Genomic DNA, 16,870 nt, shown 5'->3' on the forward strand with positions numbered 1-16,870 from the left:
TTACTATTTATTAGGCCACTATCGATGAAATTTATCGTAAAGCTGCAAGCTGAAATCACCATTAAATCACGTCCGGTTCGTAAACGATTTACTAAAATATTAGAGTCGAATATTAAAAATGTGTTACGTCGTGTTGATGAACAAATTACCACACGAATGAATTGGGATAATGTTGAGGTAAATACGAAAAACAACAGTCCTGAAAACCGAGAACGTTTAGTGCAAGCACTTAAATGTATTCCCGGCGTACCGATGTTTTTAGAAGTGCAGCAAAGTGAGTTTGTTGACGTTCATGATATTTATGAAAAAACATTAGCGGTACATGCTAAAACTATCGAAAATAAAAGTTTTTGTGTGCGTGCTAAACGTACTGGCACGCACGACTTTAACTCATTAAAAGTTGAGCAATATGTTGGTGGTGGTTTAAATCAAGCGGTAGATAGTGCCAAAGTTAAACTCAGCAATCCTGACGTTACCATTCGAGTAGAAATTAAAAATAAAGATCTGTTTATTGTAACCCAACGTCATCAAGGGTTAGGCGGCTTTCCTATTGCCACCCAAGAAGATGTGTTATCACTGATGTCAGGCGGATTTGATTCTGGCGTTGCTAGCTATCAAATGATCAAAAAAGGAGCGCGCACGCATTATTGTTTCTTTAATTTAGGTGGCTCGGCGCATGAAGTGGGCGTTAAACAGGTTAGCTATTATTTATGGAATAAATTTGGCGCTTCTCATAAAGTGAAATTCTTTGCTGTAGACTTTGAACCAGTGGTGGCTGAAATTTTAGAGCAAGTAGAAAATAGCCAAATGGGCGTAGTTTTAAAGCGCATGATGATGCGTGCGGCTGCTAAAATTGCCAAAAAAGGAAAGGTACAAGCGCTCGTTACTGGAGAAAGCCTTGGTCAGGTTTCTAGTCAAACGTTAACTAACCTAAATGTGATCAACCGTGTTACTGATACCTTAATTTTACGTCCGTTAGCTGCGTATGATAAACAAGATATTATTGATATTGCCCGTCGCATAGGCACAGAAGATTTTGCTAAAACTATTCCTGAATATTGCGGTGTGATTTCTAAAAAGCCAACGGTTAAAGCGGTTTTATCAAAAGTGGAAGAAGAAGAAAGCCATTTTAATTTTGATATTCTAGATAAGGTTGTTAGTGAAACTCGGGTGTTTGATATTCGAGATATTGGCAAAGAAACCGAAGAAGAAATTCATGCGGTTGATCTGGTGGAAAACATTCCGGCGAATGCGGTTGTTGTCGATATACGTAGTCCAGAAGAAGAAGAAGAGCAACCATTATCCCTTGATGATGTTGAAATCAAGCATATTCCTTTTTATAAATTAGCGACCCAATTTGGTGACTTAGATATGAGTAAAGAGTATTTGCTTTACTGCGATCATGGCGTCATGAGTAAGCTACAAGCACTTTACTTAATCGATAATGGTTATAAGAACGTCAAAGTTTACCGTCCTTAATTGAGTTAAATACCTACTAAGGTACTTATTGGTATTAAAGCCTAGCAGACATATTTTTATGCTAGGTTTTTTACTTTCTTCCACAGTTTATCATTTTCAGGCGTGGCAATATTATGTTGTATGCCAAGTTTAGCGATATAGCCATTAATATAATCAATTTCTGTTTGTCGTTTAGCGTGCACATCACAGCGCATGGAAGAGCTATTTGACGCCGTTGCTTGCGCTACGTTTACAACTGTTTGTGTTAATTCACAAGGTATTAAATTGACTCCCTCTGCTGCTGCAACCGCTACAACTTCTTTGAGTAATGCCTGTATTAGCTGAGTATATTGTTTATGGGTTATTTGACCGTTTTCAATATCATTAAGTGCCGTTAATGGGTTGATAACACAATTGATGGCAAGTTTTAGCCATTGCTTTTGTTTGATATCTTGATGATAGTTTGCCGGTGGCAGCGATGCACTAAGTAAAGCGATAATGCTTTGTTGTTGACCCACATCCTTCACGCCTGACAGCAAACCAATATCAGTAGAGCCAGTGCCAGTATGTGTGATGGTTAACGGTGAGGTACGAAGACAACCATGAGTTGTGAGTAAGGCGTAGATATTATGTTTTGCTGTGATACTTGCGGGTAATTCAGTTAATGTACCCATACCGTTATGCGCAAGTATGATAGCGGCTGAGGGTTTTAACCTAGCTGCAATACTATCTAATGCAGCCGAGACTTGAAACGACTTGACAAACAGTAACACTACATCAGCCGATTGAATGGTGTTTATTTGTGCATAGTGAACGCTATTTTGCTGGCTCACGCCTTGCAAATCGGTAAAATAATATGGCTCAGTACTGACTTTTCCTTCAAGGGAGGGGGCTTTATTGGACGCTAATAAATGTAATTGATTGTTTCGATATTGACGGTCACTTGCTATCACTTGTTGAATATGGTGATACCACAACAGCCCCATAGCGCCTTGACCAACAATGATGGTATTGATTGGTTTAACCTTGGCTGCTTGTTTGGTTAGTATTATTTTTTTTAATATAAAGATTTTGTATTTTAAGTAAGAAAACTTTAACAGCAGATATAGGGTGATGCCGGCTATATCGGCAAAAAAATCACTTAATTCCCCATTGCGAAATCCTAAGTAATATTGCCCGAGTTCACTCAATGCTGCATATAAACTTAAGGTGAAAAAAGTCACCATTAATGACATTTTTAATAATGATGCAATCACCCATGTAAGGATAAAAAAGCCAATGAAATGTCCAATAGTATCGATTTGAGGAGAGCGAAAAACCAGCTTCTTTAATGTGTCAGGTAATAGTAACTCACTGGAAAAAAACAATAAAATAGCGCTAGTTAGGATAATAATAAAAAAGATTAAATGGTGTTGTGCTTTCACAAATAATAGGGCATTAATAGATGGTAGCTAGATACTATCATGCCAACCCTTCTTATGGATGATATTTTTGTAAACGCTTGCTTGTTTGGCATGGTTCGCTAGGTATAATAACGATAATTTGAAATTTAATAAGAAGAGAAAAATTATGCCCTCTATGGATATCGTTTCAGAAACTAATTTAGAAGAAGTGCGTAACGCGGTTGAAAACGCTAATCGTGAATTATCAACACGATTTGATTTTCGTGGTGTTGAGGCTAGCTTTGAGTGGAAAAGCCCAGTGATAAAATTAAAAGCAGAAGGTGATTTTCAACTGAAACAGCTATGTGACATGTTACGCAGTCAATTAACTAAACGTAATGTTGATGCTAAAGCAATGACCGTTGGCGATGCATCAGCTTCGGGTAGGCATTGGAACCAAGAAGTCACTTTTAAAGAAGGCATTGAACAAAGTGTCGCTAAAAAAGTGGTTAAATTAATTAAAGCAGAAAAGTTTAAAGTCCAAGCTGCGATTCAAGGCGAACAAGTTAGAGTGACCGGAAAAAAACGTGACGAACTACAAGCCGTGATGCAAGCTGTTAAAAAAGCGGATTTAGAGCAATCTTTTCAGTTTACTAACTTTAAAGATTAACCGTTACCTCGTATGCCATAGCACAATGGTATGGCTCAGGCAGTTAGACAGCATACCGCTAAAACTGGCACCACAGCCCATAAAGAAAGCGGCTGAGATTAGCAAATTAAAATACCTCCCTGCAAAACAGGGAGTCTCTATCAGGTTCTTTTTTCATTGACTAGCTGTTTGGCTTGGCAGCATTGATCGCCATAATAGTTATTGGCATAGTTACAACTAAGTTGCTCTATAGGATTTGCTTCAGTGCGGAAAGTCGATTTTATGTATGCGATAAGTTTATTCATACTATTCACCTTGTTTGTTAAAGACAACACTATTGTTGTTTAAATTTATAACAGGGTAAATTAGATAAAATAGATAATAGGGTTCAATAAAATTAATTTAAACTAATTTAAAGTAATTTAAAGTAAGCTTAAGCATTGTGAACGTTTGCTGAAAGCTGCTCAGTAAAAATAGTTTTCAGTAAGGTTAATTCATCGGTTCGTACATAGTTTGGTCTGATTACTAAGGCGATAGTTCTATGAGGGCCAGGCTCATTTAAATGAATTGCTCTTAGTTCAGAAGCGTTATGAATTAATTGATCTAGCGCCATTTGAGGTACTAAGGTTGTACCAAGTTTGCCGGCAACCATTTGTACGAGGGTATGTAAACTGGCAGAGTCAAAGTCTGAGTCTTCTTTTTGATTTTGAAGCTTGCACGCTGCTAATGCATGTTCTTTTAAGCAGTGACCATCCTTTAACAGCATTAACTTGTCTATAACTAATTCAGCACTGGTGATTTCTTGTACCTTGGCCGGTGTTTCATCTTTATGACAAACCCAGTAAAAATCTTCCTGCCAAAAATCAAAATTCATTAAGCCTTCTATAGGGTAGGGTAGTGCAAGGATCGCGGCATCGATATCGCCGGTTCTCACCTTGTCGACTAATACATGTGATTGCTCTTCGATAATTTTTAATTTAAATGCGGGGTATTGTTTTCTAACTTCGGGTAATACCTTGGGTAAAAGATAGGGACCGATGGTGGGGATAACACCTATAGTCATAGCAGAAGAGAAAGGCTGCTGATTGGCTCGAGATATCTGCATCAGCTCTTCGAGTTCAAGTTTAATTTTCTGGGCTTTAATCAGTATTTTTTTGCCATTGTTAGTCACTAATACTTGCTTGTTGTTGCGTTCAAAAATTAGTGTGCCTAGCTGTTTTTCTAGCTCGTTGATTGCGGTGCTTAATGCTGATTGAGATACATTACAAAGCTCGGCCGCTTTTTTAAAGTGTAGTGTTTTTTCAACTGCCAAGGCATAGGTGAGTTGTTTTATTGAAACCATTTTAAGCTATTCATACGATTGAACCTTATTGTTATTTTAATGGATTTTAGAAAATTATCTATAAGTGATTGCAGAGTTACCAGGGTAAGTTACCTGTTTGAGTTAGTTGCAAATATGTGTAAAACGCTAAATAACGTTCAAAAAAACAGAATGTAAACATCTATTTTTTAAATTATATTAATCATTCAGCCTATTCTATTATATCCCCATCGAAAGCAAACCTGCTTTCTGAACGAAGAAAAATACATTTAGCTATATTATTTATCACATAAACGAGGAAACAACTCATGGCTCAAATAGGCAAATTAATCCCAGAATTTAAAGCACAAGCATTTCACAACGGCGAGTTTGTAGAAGTATCATCAGAAAGCGTTAAAGGTCAGTGGTCAATCTTTTTATTTTACCCTGCCGACTTTACCTTTGTTTGTCCAACAGAGCTTGAAGATATGGCAAACCAGTATGAAGAGCTGCAAAAATTAGGTGTTGAAGTTTACGCTGTATCAACTGATACCCATTTTTCACATAAAGCATGGCACGATTCTTCAGAGGCAATTGGTAAGATTAAGTTCCCTATGATTGGCGACCAAACAGGTCATATTACCCGCGGTTTTGATGTAATGATTGAAGAAGATCATATGGCTCACCGTGGCACATTTTTAGCAGATCCTGACGGTGTTATTCAAGTTGCACACATTCACGCCGGTGGCATAGGCCGCAGTGCAAAAGATATGGTTCGTAATGTGAAAGCGGCACAGTATGTTCGTGAAAACGACGGTGAAGTTTGTCCTGCAGCATGGGAGCAAGGTGAAGCGACTTTAACACCAAGCCTAGATTTAGTAGGTAAAATCTAAACCTGTGTATATTCAGTTGTTAGCTAATGTTGTTTAGTTAACAGCTGAAAAAGCTCAGTTGAAAATCTCTTTTTTGGCGGACTTGCACCTTTAATTAATATGCTCCGCCATCTTCCAACAGCTCAAAGTTACGCTCCTCGACCCATCATTAATTCAATTATTTTAAGGTAGTATTATGTTAAGTAACGATATTTTAAACGCAGTTAAAACCTATACTGCAACAATGAAAAACAAAGTGTCATTTGTTTTACAAACAGGTGAACATGCCAAGCGTACAGAATTAAAGGCGTTTTTGAGTCAATTGGCCTCAGTTTCTGAGCATTTAACGTTAGTTGAGTGTGATGAAGACTTAAGAAGTCCTATCACTTTCTATTTAGCCATTGATGGAAAAAATAGCGGTATTCATTTTTCAGGCATCCCCAGCGGCCATGAGTTTAATTCACTTATTTTAGCAATATTGCATATGTCAGGTACCGAACATAAACTTGATCCAAGCCTAACCAATATGGTGACAAAAATTAAAGAGCCTTTGCATTTTGAGGTGTTTATTTCATTAAGTTGTCACAATTGTCCCGATGTTGTCCAGTCTCTAAACCAATTCGCCTTAATTAATAACAACATTAGCAGTGAAATGATTGACGGAGGGTTATATCCCGAGTTAATTGAAGAGCGTAATATCCAAGGTGTACCTAGCGTATATTTAAATGGTGAGCTATTTGCCAATGGTAAAATAGATACGGCGCAATTAGTTGATAAATTAATTGAGCGTTTCCCTTATATTGTAGGCTCAGACGACAGTGAACAATTACCTTTGCAAGATGTTACTGTGATAGGCGCTGGTCCAGCTGGCGTAGCAGCAGCCATTTATGCGGCACGAAAAGGTCTCAATGTGACCTTGATTGCTGACCGTATTGGCGGACAAGTAAAAGATACCGTGGGTATTGAAAACTTGATTTCTGTACCTAAAACAACGGGAACAGAGTTAACTGGCAATATGCAGGCGCATTTGAATGACTATGATATCACTATAAAAGAGTTTTTACGGGTTGAAAGCATTGAGAACACGGCTGATTCAACCGCCTGGAAAACACTACACTTATCAAGTGGTGAAGCCATTGAATCTAAAACTGTAATTGTAGCTAGCGGGGCTAAATGGCGAGAGCTAGGGGTACCGGGTGAGAGAGAAAATATTGGCTCAGGTGTTGCGTATTGTCCGCACTGTGATGGCCCTTTTTTTAAGGGTAAAGATGTTGCCGTTGTCGGAGGTGGAAACTCAGGTATTGAGGCCGCGTTAGATTTAGCGGGTATGGTTAAACATGTTACGGTATTTGAATTTTTACCTGAGTTAAAAGCCGATAAAGTGCTGGTTGAGAAAGCACAAGCAAATGAAAAAATTACTATCATTAAATATGCTGCAACCAAAGAGGTTTTAGCAGAGGGAGGTAAGGTGGTGGCGCTAGCTTATGAAGACCGAGCGAGTGGCGAAGTTAAGTACCATGAACTTTCGGGGGTATTTGTACAAATTGGCTTAGTACCAAACAGCAAATTCTTAGCAGGAGTTGTTGAAAGAACTCAACAGGGTGAGGTGGTGATTGATGAGCGATGTAGTACTAGTGCGCCAGGTATTTTTGCTGCCGGCGATGTTACAACCGTGCCTTATAAGCAAATCGTAATTGCTATGGGAGAAGGCGCCAAAGCTTCATTATCTGCTTTTGATTATATTATGAGAGAAAGTTAACTGTATATATCAATTGTTATCAGGTAAAAGGCAACCAAACGGATTATGCAATCCGTTTGGTTAAATCGATCAGCTACAACGACCATTGACCATGTAAAAACGTCTCATCAGTGGCACGCCATTAAACTGGCTATCACAGGTTAATGAATTGAACCGCAACTACCACCACCGCAACAATCTGACTTTGTTTCACTTGCAGGCTGTGCTTCATCGCCGTCATCACTGCCACAGCATGATTCGCCATCACTATGAATATGGCCATGAGCTAGCTCTTCAGGTGTTGCTTCACGCACTTCTAAAATTTCTACATCAAAGCGTAAATCAAGCCCAGCTAATGGGTGATTGCCATCAACTGTCACTTCTTCATCAGTTACATCAATAACAATGACAGTTTGTTCGCCATCATCGGTAGTAGCGCGTAGTTGTGTACCAACAGCTAGGTCTTCTACGCCTTGAAGTAACTCTTTTGGCACAGTTTGTACGTAGTCATCATGGCGATCTCCATAGGCTTTGTCGGCACTGACGGCTACTTCAAATTTTTCGCCAGCTTGATGGCCAAGCAATTGTTCTTCTAACCCAGGAATTAAATAGCCCGTGCCTTGAATCGTTGACATGGGTTTATGATCATAAGAGCTATCGATTAATGTGCCTTCGCTATCTGATACTGCATAATGCATGACGACGACAGAGTTGTTGGTAATTTTCATTTATAATTCCACATTGTGTTAAATATTGTTTAAATTAGTTAGCGGCTGTTTGGCTATTCTTCAATACTAAGTGTATAGGGTAATGCTTGAATAGCTAGCCGAGTGTCCGGTTGAGATTTCAGCCTAAGCTGAACCTGATCATTGACATCATTGCCCATAACCGCTTGAAAATAACAATGGCCATCGTCGGCTTGATAAGCACACAAAATATCGCCTGCTTTGCGGAAGTTTTCACCTAATTGTTTTTCAATGATTTCATCATGAGTTAATGGTTGATTTAATGAGCCTGTTAAACAAAAAAGTGCTTTTTTGTTCTTACCTAAATACTGCATACGGGCAACGGTTTCTTGGCCTAAGTAACATCCTTTGGTAAAGCTGATGCCATGAATAGCTTGTAAGTTAAGCATCTGTGGCACATATTCATCGCTGCTTTCATGAGATAGTTGTACAAAACCTTCATTGATTTCAAGTAAATTCCATACAGGGCCGCTGTATATAGGCAAGTTCATTTGTTCAACTATATCAGTTAGTGTCGCTGTTGAGTCAATTAGTAGGTAGCGTGTTTGTTTGCCTGCTAGGTATACGAGGGTAGTGGTCTCTGATTGCACCACAGGGTTTAAACTATCAGGTATGCGCGAGAAACGTTGTTGTAAAAGGCGAGTACTGCTTTCTCCTACAAGGGCAAAAAAGCTCAATTCATCGGTAGTTGTAATGTCAACCTTGGCAAAAACGCCAAACTTTTTTAGTTCTGTTAGAGAGGCGGTGATACTGGCTTTAGGTTGAATTAATAGATGAGCTGAGTCTCTATTTATTAAACGAAATGCACTAAATACTTTACCTTTTGCGTTACAGTGCGCACCCACGAGTAAACTATGTTCTGTGCTGGTGGTAACATCGCAGGTTACTTGCCCTTGTAAATATTTGCTTTGTTCTTCGCCATGCAACGAAATAGCACTATAATGTGTCAAAGCCACTAAGTAGGCGTTCGGTAATTGTTCAAGGCTGGGTAGGTTTGCTTCTATATTTAATGACATAAATGAGCGCTATACTAGGATTGATAAAAGATAAATAGGGATTAGGTGTTAAAAAATCAAGTTTAGTGGCCAAAAAAGACATAATTAAATAGCGAGTAAACTGCAGTTGTTGTTACACTATAGCCAAGCCATGAACGCAACACCAAACCGTAAATCCTTTTTTAGGTAATTAATATGTCAATCGAAGTAAAATCTCAAAATTCTGATTCGCAATCTGCCGCTAGCCAACCTATAGTTAACAAAGCGCGATTAAAGTGGGCATGTCGACGAGGAATGTTAGAGTTAGATGTACTTTTTATCCCTTTTGTGGATGAAGCCTACGATCAGTTACCTGCGGCTCAACAGCGCATTTTTGAACGATTACTTACCGAGCAAGACCCTGACTTATTTGCTTGGTTTATGGGGCATGAAGTTTGTGAAGACAGTGAGCTTAACGCCATGGTGCAATTTATTCTTAACCGAGTCAAAGTATAGTATTTCACTGACTCGGTCGCGCAATAAAGCCTTGCTTTATGCAGGAAGTGCTACCTTCATACTATTAATGAGTGTGGTACTTTTTACTTATGCTTATCATCTCGCTTTAGCTGGCGCCTTTGTTACAGTGCTATTATTAAGTGGCTTTAAGCAGGTTAACGTCAGCAAAAAGCCATGTATTTCAATGTTTGAGTTAACAAGCCAAGGACTATGCTGCTTTGATCAGCAACAGATCTATCAAGTTCAGGCCAGTAGCCGTTTTAGTTTTTTAGGTTGTTGGCTAGTTTTACAATTAATCTCAAATAATCAATTGCATACTAACTCGGAAAAAAATAAAGCTAAAAAAGTGCTTTTTATTTTCCGGGATAGTTTGAGTGCGCAAGATTTTGCTCGCATAACCCGTGTTATTACTCAGATGACTTGTCCGCATTAGGCCCTAAACTTTTATTAGGGCGGCTTTTGGCGGATAAAATAGTGGGTTTAGCTTCTGCCAAAGTATCAGGAAAATCTAAGGTGTAATGTAAACCTCTGCTTTCTTTTCGCGCAAGTGCGCAATGGATGATTAATTCCGCGACTTGTACTAAATTTCTTAATTCAAGTAAGTTGTTACTGACTTTGAAGTTACGATAATAATCTTCAATTTCTTGTTGCAACAACTCAACACGATGTAGGGCTCGTTCAAGCCTTTTAGTGGTTCTTACAATACCAACATAATCCCACATAAATAATCTAAGCTCATGCCAATTATGTTGAATAACTACTTCTTCATCAGAGTCGGTGACTCTGCTTTCATCCCAGCGAGGCAATATTTTAAAGCAATTATTATGATCTAAAGAATCGCTAATTTCTAATGCGGCTGCGCGCGCAAACACTAAACATTCCAATAAAGAGTTACTTGCTAAGCGGTTAGCGCCATGCAGTCCCGTGTAGGACATTTCACCAATAGCGTAGAGTTGGTGGATATCAGTTCGGCCATGTTGGTCTATCATAACGCCGCCGCAAGTGTAGTGAGCTGCGGGCACAATAGGCATAGGTTGCTTGGTAATATCAATACCTAAGTCTTTGGTACGTTGGTATATTGTTGGAAAGTGTTGCTTAATAAACTCACTAGGTTTATGGCTAATGTCGAGATACATACAGTCAACGCCTAAGCGCTTCATTTCATAATCAATTGCTCTAGCCACAATGTCTCGGGGTGCTAACTCTGCACGCTTGTCAAAAGCAGGCATAAAGCGGCTGCCGTCAGGGCGCCGTAATTTTGCTCCTTCACCGCGTAACGCTTCTGTTAATAAAAAGTTGCCGGCGTCAGGATGAAATAAGCAGGTTGGATGAAATTGATTAAACTCCATGTTGGCAACACGACATCCAGCGCGCCATGCCATGGCAATACCATCACCACTAGCCACGTCAGGGTTTGAGGTATATTGATAAACCTTGCTAGCTCCACCTGTGGCTAAAATTGTTTTTTGAGCATAAATACTTTCTACTTTCTCACTGTTTCTGTTCCAAATGTAAGCGCCAATGCATTGTTTTTTATCATTGTTGTCATTAGTTGGCTCACAAATAAGGTCAATAGCATTGTAGCGCTCGAACACGCGTATACGTGAATGTTGCTTCACTCGCTCAGCTAGTGTGGTCTGTATTACTTTGCCAGTGGCATCAGCAGCATGAAGAATACGACGGTGACTATGTCCGCCTTCTCGTGTTAAATGGTATTTTTGCGACGCTGGCTCAGTTTTATCTTCCTTATCGAAAGCTACCCCTTGCTCTATTAACCAATTAAGGCAGGCCTTTGCATTTTCTGCAGTATATTGCACCGCACTTTCATCACATAAACCCGCTCCGGCAATAACCGTATCTGAAACATGAGAAGCAATGCTGTCATTTTCATCAAAAACAGCAGCTATGCCACCTTGGGCATAATAAGTAGATCCCTCATTTAAAGGACCTTTACTTAAAATAACCACATCAGCATGTCTAGCCAAATGCAATGCAAGCGTTAACCCTGCAGCACCACTACCAATAATTAAAACGTCACAATTGTTTTGTTGATTCATAACCGAGTTGATTTCTATATCAAGGATAATCAGGTAATATAGTGCAATATTAACGTTTATTATGGTGTGAGAATAGCGTTAATCACGGACAATAAGTTTAAAAACAAAAATAAATGAAATAAAAACAGAACTTTTTTCAAAATGCGTAGTCTTAATTGATGCGTTTGTTATGAGCCAAATGTGTAAAATGTTTTTTTACCCTAGCGTTTAAGTGGGTATTATTAGGAGAAATGGCTCAAATGAGCGAACAGAACGTCGACCAATTATTGGTTGAGCGGGTTCAACGGGGTGATAAAAACGCCTTTAACCTGTTAGTAACAAAATATCAGCATAAGGTGGCTAATTTAGTCTCTCGTTATGTTAGTAATCACAGCGATGTGCCAGATATAGTGCAAGAAGCTTTTATTAAGGCTTATCGTGCTTTACCAAATTTTAGAGGGGAAAGTGCATTTTATACTTGGTTATACCGTATTGCAGTTAACTGTGCTAAAAACCACAGTGTCGCTTTAGGAAGAAAACCACCAAGTAATGATGTTGAAGTAGAAGATGCTGAGTTCTATGAAGGTGGTGACGCCTTAAGAGAGAATGCATCACCTGAAAAAATTCTACTGACCAAAGAAATTAAAAAAGTTATTTTTGATACGATTGAGCAATTACCAGATGATTTGAGAATTGCAATAAACTTTCGAGAAATTGAAGGTTTAAGTTATGAAGAAATAGCGGTAATTATGGAGTGCCCTGTGGGCACAGTACGTTCACGAATATTTAGAGCTCGTGATGCCATAGATAAGAAAATAACGATGCCATAGATAAGAAAATAACACCGTTGCTGAAAACCTCTTAAGTGGGGTTAGCAGCAAGTGAAAGATATATTAATTTTTTAGTACCGATGAGCTAGTAGAACTTAATTAGGTTAATCGCGTACAAAATCAAAGGTTCAAGTATGAGTGAAAGTAAGTTTGAGACCATTTCATCGTTAGTTGATAATTATCGTGCTACTGATGAACAATCAACGCAAGCTATAGAAGAAATGCTCAAGGATGAACAGTTATCAAGTACATGGCAAAGTTATCATTTAATTGGTGACGTCATGCGAGATGAGATTCCCAAAACATTACAATTAGATATATCCGCACAAATTGCCGCAGCTATTGACGAAGAACCAACCATACTTGCACCAAATACCACAACTAGCCAAACAAGTAATACTGTTAAAGCGAAAATTATTCAATTTATCAAGCCGGTAGGTCAATTGGCTATTGCCGCTTCAGCTGCAGGTTTAATGATTATTGGCGTTCAGCAAAACACAGCCGATACCAATGAAATTATCACTCCTAGTCAAACAGTACAAACTCGACCTTTAGCGGGGTTTGCTAATCCGGTAAGTTTCAATTATCAACAAAATACCAAATCAAAGCAGCAAGCAGCACTTGAGCAAAGAATTGAGCAACAACGTCGTTTTCAAGCGCTATTGTCTGATCATCAACAACAAATTAAGCTGAGCGCATTGAAAGCTAATGAAGGTAATAAACCTGAATTAGATGTAAAAAGTGAAGTGAAAAAATAATTTAAACATAAACACGGGTGTTAACCCTGTTTATTAGTCCCTATATAAAAAATGAATAACTTGATATTATGCTTTCAGTTATTCATTTTTACTATCTATAGTATTTGAGCAAATATGAAGTCGTTTTCATCCTTCTCCCGTTGTGTTACTAGTTTTGTTGTTAGCTTATTGATTAGCTTTAGTGCGATTTCAGCTGATGCTGAAATTGCTAAAGAATCATTTAAACAACTCTCTCAATCATTACGCCAATTAAACTTTAACACCTCCTTTGTTGTGGTGAAAAATAACCAAGCAGAGCCTTATCATTGGCTGCATGGGATTATTGAGCAGTCTAGTGCTGAACATGAAAATGAACCAACAACAACACAAAGTACAGAGCTAGAAGTACTTGCCTTGCTCAATGGCCCTCGTCGCGACATTTTACGTATTAATGATACGGTAAGTTATATTGAGCCTGAATATGCACCTTATTCTATTAAAGCCGAACAAATAGTTGGGCCAATTCCAACCGTTTTTGGCCAAGATGTTAGTGTTTTAGAAAATAATTATCACTTTGTTTCTGTAGGAAAAAATAGGGTGCTAGGCCGTGCTGCGCAATTGATTCGTATCGTTCCCAAAGACGCTCACCGTTTTGGTTACTGGGTATGGTTAGATCAAAAAAGTAGTTTGTTATTAAAACTAGCAGTGATCACCAACACGGGTAAATTACTTGAGCAAATTCAATTTACTCACATTGAAGTAACAGACACCATTTCTGAAAATTTAAAACAATTACAAGCGACCGAATTACCTAAAGTGATTGATGTTTCAGCGCAAGAACAAAACACTCATTTATCATGGCAAGTGAACTGGTTACCTGATGGTTTTACGCCGATTAAATCAGATAGACATCGTATGGATATCAGTAAACAAACGGTAGAGTTTATGCTTTTTAATGATGGTTTAGTTGATATTTCTGTCTATGTGAACCCAAGTAAAGAAAAACAAAGAGCAGTAGAGTTCGCCAACGATGGTGCGACTTTAGTGATGAATCAGGTACTCAATAATATTGAAGTAAGTGTGGTTGGAAAAATTCCATCGGAAACAGCCAATAAAATTCTTAACTCAGTCAGTTTTACTCGCCAAGCGATCATACCCTAATGGAAGAGTTAGCCACTGTTACTGCAATTGAAAATGGCAAAATTACAGTAGTGAGCCAAATTAAATCAAGTTGTAATAGTTGCTCACAGGTAGAAACCTGCGCCAGTGGCCAAGTAGCTAAAGCCATCCCTCATAAAAAGCTTTCATTTACTTTACACACTACAGAGTCCTTAGCAATGCAAAATATTAACGTTGGGGATTGTGTGATCTTAACGTTACCTGAAGTAGATGTGTTACAAAGTGCATTGCAAGTTTATTTATTACCAATTGTCGGGCTTTTTAGCGTTTCTGCTGTGGGTCAATGGTTGGTACAAGCACAAATACTTACACATGAGTTATTTGCACTCCCTTTTAGTGTCTTAGGTGGGTATCTAGGTTATAGGCTCGCTAAGTATTTGCAGAGCCGACCAGTTATGCGCGAAAAGTTACAACCTAAAGTATTACGGGTTTTACCCAAGCCGCTGGATGTAGAGACGTGATGGCTAAAATGTAAGCAATAATTTTGATGTGTTGCGAATATTCTGAACAAAAGATAGCCCCAGCGCGCTAAATTCGTTAAAATCACGCCATTCTTGAATTTATAACTTTTTATTCGAACTCCATTTATGAAAAACATACGTAACTTCTCAATTATCGCCCATATCGATCATGGTAAATCTACGCTTTCTGATCGTCTAATTCAACATTGTGGAGGTTTACAAGATCGTGAAATGGAAGCGCAAGTGCTTGATTCAATGGACCTTGAGCGCGAACGTGGTATCACTATTAAATCACAAAGTGTTACTTTAGACTATCAAGCAAAAGATGGCGAAACTTATCAATTAAATTTTATCGATACACCTGGGCATGTAGATTTTTCTTATGAAGTGTCTCGCTCTCTAGCGTCTTGTGAAGGAGCATTATTAGTCGTTGATGCCGGGCAAGGGGTAGAAGCCCAAACAGTTGCAAACTGCTATACCGCCATTGAAATGGACTTAGAAGTTTTGCCCATTTTAAATAAAATAGATTTACCCCAAGCCGATCCTGAGCGTGTTTGTGAAGAAATTGAACATATTATCGGTATTGATGCTACTGATGCGGTGACGTGTTCAGCAAAAACAGGCATTGGTATTGAAGATGTTTTAGAAACGATTGTTGCGAATATACCTGCACCAATCGGTGACTATGATGCAAACCTGCAAGCGTTAATTGTTGATTCATGGTTTGATAATTACCAAGGGGTTGTGTCATTAGTAAGGGTGATGAATGGTGAAGTAAAGCGTGGCGACAAAATGTTAGTCATGTCTACTGGCCAAGTTCACCAAATTGATAAAGTTGGTATTTTTACACCTAAGCAAAAAGAAACCAATATATTACGTGCTGGTGAAGTTGGGTTTATTATCGCCGGCATTAAAGAAATTCATGGTGCACCGGTAGGTGATACCATTACCATCAGCAAAAAAGAAACAGATGCGCCGTTGCCCGGTTTTAAAAAAGCGCAACCGCAAGTGTATGCAGGGATTTTCCCGATTAGCTCAGATGATTATGAGAACTTTCGTGATGCGCTAAATAAATTAAGCCTTAATGATGCCTCATTATTTTTTGAACCAGAAAACTCTTCGGCGCTTGGTTTTGGTTTCCGTATCGGTTTCCTTGGAATGCTGCATATGGAAATTATTCAAGAGCGCTTAGCACGTGAATATGATCTTGATTTAATTACTACTGCACCAACGGTTAATTATGAAATTGCCTGTACTAATGGTGATGTGTTATCTATTGATAACCCGGCTGATTTACCTGCTCTTAATAATATTGATGAAATTAGAGAGCCGATTGTTCAAGCCAATATTTTGGTGCCTCAAGAATACTTAGGAAGTGTTATTACCCTATGTATAGAAAAACGCGGTGTGCAAAAAGATCTGATTTATCATGGTAATCAAGTGGCAGTAACCTATGAATTACCTATGGCTGAAGTAGTTATGGACTTTTTTGACAAGTTAAAATCAACTAGCCGCGGTTACGCTTCACTTGACTATCAATTTGTCCGTTTTGAAGCGGCTGACATGGTTCGTGTTGATGTGATGATTAATGGCGATCGCGTCGATGCTTTAGCGATGATAACGCATCGAAGTAATTCTGTTTCCCGTGGTCGCCTGTTAGTTGATAAATTAAAAGAACTTATTCACCGTCAGATGTTTGATATTGCAATACAAGCTGCTATTGGTAATAACGTTATTGCCCGCACTACCGTTAAACAATTGCGTAAAAACGTGACAGCTAAATGTTACGGTGGTGATATTAGTCGTAAGAAAAAATTACTACAGAAGCAAAAAGAAGGTAAAAAGCGCATGAAGCAAGTAGGTAATGTTGAAGTGCCTCAAGAAGCGTTTTTAGCTGTGCTTAAATTAGACAATTAGTGACAAATTTATAAAGTGAACGATTGCTTATGGTGCTTGTTTTACCTAGCGCCTTAGCTTAACAACACAATACTA

Annotated in this window: 17 protein-coding genes; 11 read left to right on the top strand and 6 right to left on the bottom strand. The window is 38.6% G+C overall.

The features are described from left to right. The first annotated feature begins 24 nt into the window (after positions 1-24). Positions 25-1,479, top strand: coding sequence for a tRNA uracil 4-sulfurtransferase ThiI (thiI, locus tag ABXG98_RS09625; RefSeq protein ID WP_353538458.1), 1,455 nt, complete (start codon positions 25-27; stop codon positions 1,477-1,479). A gap of 56 nt (positions 1,480-1,535) precedes the next feature. Here thiI and ABXG98_RS09630 read toward each other — a convergent pair whose 3' ends face one another. Next, positions 1,536-2,882 (bottom strand): 2-dehydropantoate 2-reductase, encoded by a 1,347-nt coding sequence (locus tag ABXG98_RS09630; RefSeq protein ID WP_353538459.1) that lies wholly within the window; start codon positions 2,880-2,882, stop codon positions 1,536-1,538. 145 nt (positions 2,883-3,027) lie between these two features. On the opposite strand from ABXG98_RS09630, the gene ABXG98_RS09635 reads away from it, so the two are divergent. Continuing rightward, positions 3,028-3,510, top strand: coding sequence for a YajQ family cyclic di-GMP-binding protein (locus ABXG98_RS09635; RefSeq protein ID WP_353538460.1), 483 nt, complete (start codon positions 3,028-3,030; stop codon positions 3,508-3,510). A 140-nt stretch (positions 3,511-3,650) separates the two neighbouring features. Here ABXG98_RS09635 and ABXG98_RS09640 read toward each other — a convergent pair whose 3' ends face one another. After that, positions 3,651-3,794: a hypothetical protein gene (locus ABXG98_RS09640; protein ID WP_353538461.1), complete on the bottom strand. Its 144-nt coding sequence runs from the start codon at positions 3,792-3,794 to the stop codon at positions 3,651-3,653. Positions 3,795-3,922: 128 nt separating this feature from the next. Next, positions 3,923-4,831 carry a hydrogen peroxide-inducible genes activator gene (locus ABXG98_RS09645; RefSeq protein WP_353538462.1) on the bottom strand — a complete coding sequence of 303 codons (909 nt, stop codon included), beginning with the start codon at positions 4,829-4,831 and terminating at the stop codon, positions 3,923-3,925. A gap of 287 nt (positions 4,832-5,118) precedes the next feature. Between ABXG98_RS09645 and ahpC the strand changes: the two genes are divergently transcribed. Together ahpC and ahpF are read left to right on the top strand one after the other, a co-directional pair. Further along, positions 5,119-5,682, top strand: a complete 564-nt coding sequence (gene ahpC, locus ABXG98_RS09650) for an alkyl hydroperoxide reductase subunit C (RefSeq protein WP_353538463.1) — start codon at positions 5,119-5,121, stop codon at positions 5,680-5,682. Positions 5,683-5,857: 175 nt separating this feature from the next. Then, entirely contained in the window at positions 5,858-7,420 is a 1,563-nt protein-coding gene (gene ahpF, locus ABXG98_RS09655) for an alkyl hydroperoxide reductase subunit F (protein WP_353538464.1), read from the top strand. Between the two features lie 140 nt (positions 7,421-7,560). Here the strand turns inward: ahpF and ABXG98_RS09660 are convergent, their stop codons facing one another. Beyond that, the gene (locus ABXG98_RS09660) at positions 7,561-8,127 is read right to left on the bottom strand and encodes an FKBP-type peptidyl-prolyl cis-trans isomerase (protein WP_353538465.1); all 567 of its coding nucleotides are present in this window, start codon (positions 8,125-8,127) and stop codon (positions 7,561-7,563) included. Positions 8,128-8,180: 53 nt separating this feature from the next. Beyond that, a complete protein-coding gene (gene ygfZ / locus ABXG98_RS09665) occupies positions 8,181-9,161 on the bottom strand; it encodes a tRNA-modifying protein YgfZ (RefSeq protein ID WP_353538466.1) in 981 nt (326 codons plus the stop codon). Positions 9,162-9,434: 273 nt separating this feature from the next. Between ygfZ and ABXG98_RS09670 the strand changes: the two genes are divergently transcribed. Both ABXG98_RS09670 and ABXG98_RS09675 read left to right on the top strand, forming a co-directional pair. After that, a complete protein-coding gene (locus tag ABXG98_RS09670) occupies positions 9,435-9,635 on the top strand; it encodes an FAD assembly factor SdhE (protein ID WP_353538578.1) in 201 nt (66 codons plus the stop codon). Next, positions 9,577-10,068: a protein YgfX gene (locus ABXG98_RS09675; protein ID WP_353538467.1), complete on the top strand. Its 492-nt coding sequence runs from the start codon at positions 9,577-9,579 to the stop codon at positions 10,066-10,068. The genes ABXG98_RS09670 and ABXG98_RS09675 overlap by 59 nt, the downstream gene beginning before the upstream one ends. Here ABXG98_RS09675 and nadB read toward each other — a convergent pair. Further along, positions 10,043-11,692 carry an L-aspartate oxidase gene (nadB, locus tag ABXG98_RS09680; RefSeq protein ID WP_353538468.1) on the bottom strand — a complete coding sequence of 550 codons (1,650 nt, stop codon included), beginning with the start codon at positions 11,690-11,692 and terminating at the stop codon, positions 10,043-10,045. The two genes, ABXG98_RS09675 and nadB, sit on opposite strands and share 26 nt — an antisense overlap. A 239-nt stretch (positions 11,693-11,931) precedes the next feature. Between nadB and rpoE the strand changes: the two genes are divergently transcribed. The 5 genes from rpoE to lepA all read left to right on the top strand — a co-directional run bounded on the left by rpoE (position 11,932) and on the right by lepA (position 16,795). Further along, entirely contained in the window at positions 11,932-12,501 is a 570-nt protein-coding gene (gene rpoE / locus ABXG98_RS09685) for an RNA polymerase sigma factor RpoE (RefSeq protein ID WP_353538469.1), read from the top strand. 134 nt (positions 12,502-12,635) lie between these two features. Further along, positions 12,636-13,259, top strand: a complete 624-nt coding sequence (locus ABXG98_RS09690) for a sigma-E factor negative regulatory protein (protein ID WP_353538470.1) — start codon at positions 12,636-12,638, stop codon at positions 13,257-13,259. Positions 13,260-13,373: 114 nt separating this feature from the next. Further along, positions 13,374-14,399, top strand: a complete 1,026-nt coding sequence (locus ABXG98_RS09695; RefSeq protein ID WP_353538471.1) for a MucB/RseB C-terminal domain-containing protein — start codon at positions 13,374-13,376, stop codon at positions 14,397-14,399. Next, positions 14,399-14,878 carry a SoxR reducing system RseC family protein gene (locus ABXG98_RS09700; RefSeq protein WP_353538472.1) on the top strand — a complete coding sequence of 160 codons (480 nt, stop codon included), beginning with the start codon at positions 14,399-14,401 and terminating at the stop codon, positions 14,876-14,878. The genes ABXG98_RS09695 and ABXG98_RS09700 overlap by 1 nt, the downstream gene beginning before the upstream one ends. 126 nt (positions 14,879-15,004) lie before the next feature. Next, entirely contained in the window at positions 15,005-16,795 is a 1,791-nt protein-coding gene (lepA, locus tag ABXG98_RS09705) for a translation elongation factor 4 (protein WP_353538473.1), read from the top strand. The last annotated feature ends 75 nt before the right edge of the window (positions 16,796-16,870 follow it).

Origin of the sequence: Colwellia sp. KU-HH00111 (assembly GCF_040362745.1) — a bacterium.
GTDB lineage: Bacteria > Pseudomonadota > Gammaproteobacteria > Enterobacterales > Alteromonadaceae > Colwellia.

Excerpts from the sequence above, each read along its gene's own strand:
- thiI (WP_353538458.1), top strand. The coding sequence starts at position 25 with ATGAAATTTATCGTAAAGCTGCAAGCTGAAATCACCATTAAATCACGT.
- ABXG98_RS09635 (WP_353538460.1), top strand. The coding sequence starts at position 3,028 with ATGCCCTCTATGGATATCGTTTCAGAAACTAATTTAGAAGAAGTGCGT.
- ABXG98_RS09640 (WP_353538461.1), bottom strand. The coding sequence starts at position 3,794 with ATGAATAAACTTATCGCATACATAAAATCGACTTTCCGCACTGAAGCA.
- ABXG98_RS09645 (WP_353538462.1), bottom strand. The coding sequence starts at position 4,831 with ATGGTTTCAATAAAACAACTCACCTATGCCTTGGCAGTTGAAAAAACA.
- ahpC (WP_353538463.1), top strand. The coding sequence starts at position 5,119 with ATGGCTCAAATAGGCAAATTAATCCCAGAATTTAAAGCACAAGCATTT.
- ahpF (WP_353538464.1), top strand. The coding sequence starts at position 5,858 with ATGTTAAGTAACGATATTTTAAACGCAGTTAAAACCTATACTGCAACA.
- ABXG98_RS09660 (WP_353538465.1), bottom strand. The coding sequence starts at position 8,127 with ATGAAAATTACCAACAACTCTGTCGTCGTCATGCATTATGCAGTATCA.
- ygfZ (WP_353538466.1), bottom strand. The coding sequence starts at position 9,161 with ATGTCATTAAATATAGAAGCAAACCTACCCAGCCTTGAACAATTACCG.
- ABXG98_RS09670 (WP_353538578.1), top strand. The coding sequence starts at position 9,435 with ATGTTAGAGTTAGATGTACTTTTTATCCCTTTTGTGGATGAAGCCTAC.
- nadB (WP_353538468.1), bottom strand. The coding sequence starts at position 11,692 with ATGAATCAACAAAACAATTGTGACGTTTTAATTATTGGTAGTGGTGCT.
- rpoE (WP_353538469.1), top strand. The coding sequence starts at position 11,932 with ATGAGCGAACAGAACGTCGACCAATTATTGGTTGAGCGGGTTCAACGG.
- ABXG98_RS09690 (WP_353538470.1), top strand. The coding sequence starts at position 12,636 with ATGAGTGAAAGTAAGTTTGAGACCATTTCATCGTTAGTTGATAATTAT.
- ABXG98_RS09695 (WP_353538471.1), top strand. The coding sequence starts at position 13,374 with ATGAAGTCGTTTTCATCCTTCTCCCGTTGTGTTACTAGTTTTGTTGTT.
- ABXG98_RS09700 (WP_353538472.1), top strand. The coding sequence starts at position 14,399 with ATGGAAGAGTTAGCCACTGTTACTGCAATTGAAAATGGCAAAATTACA.
- lepA (WP_353538473.1), top strand. The coding sequence starts at position 15,005 with ATGAAAAACATACGTAACTTCTCAATTATCGCCCATATCGATCATGGT.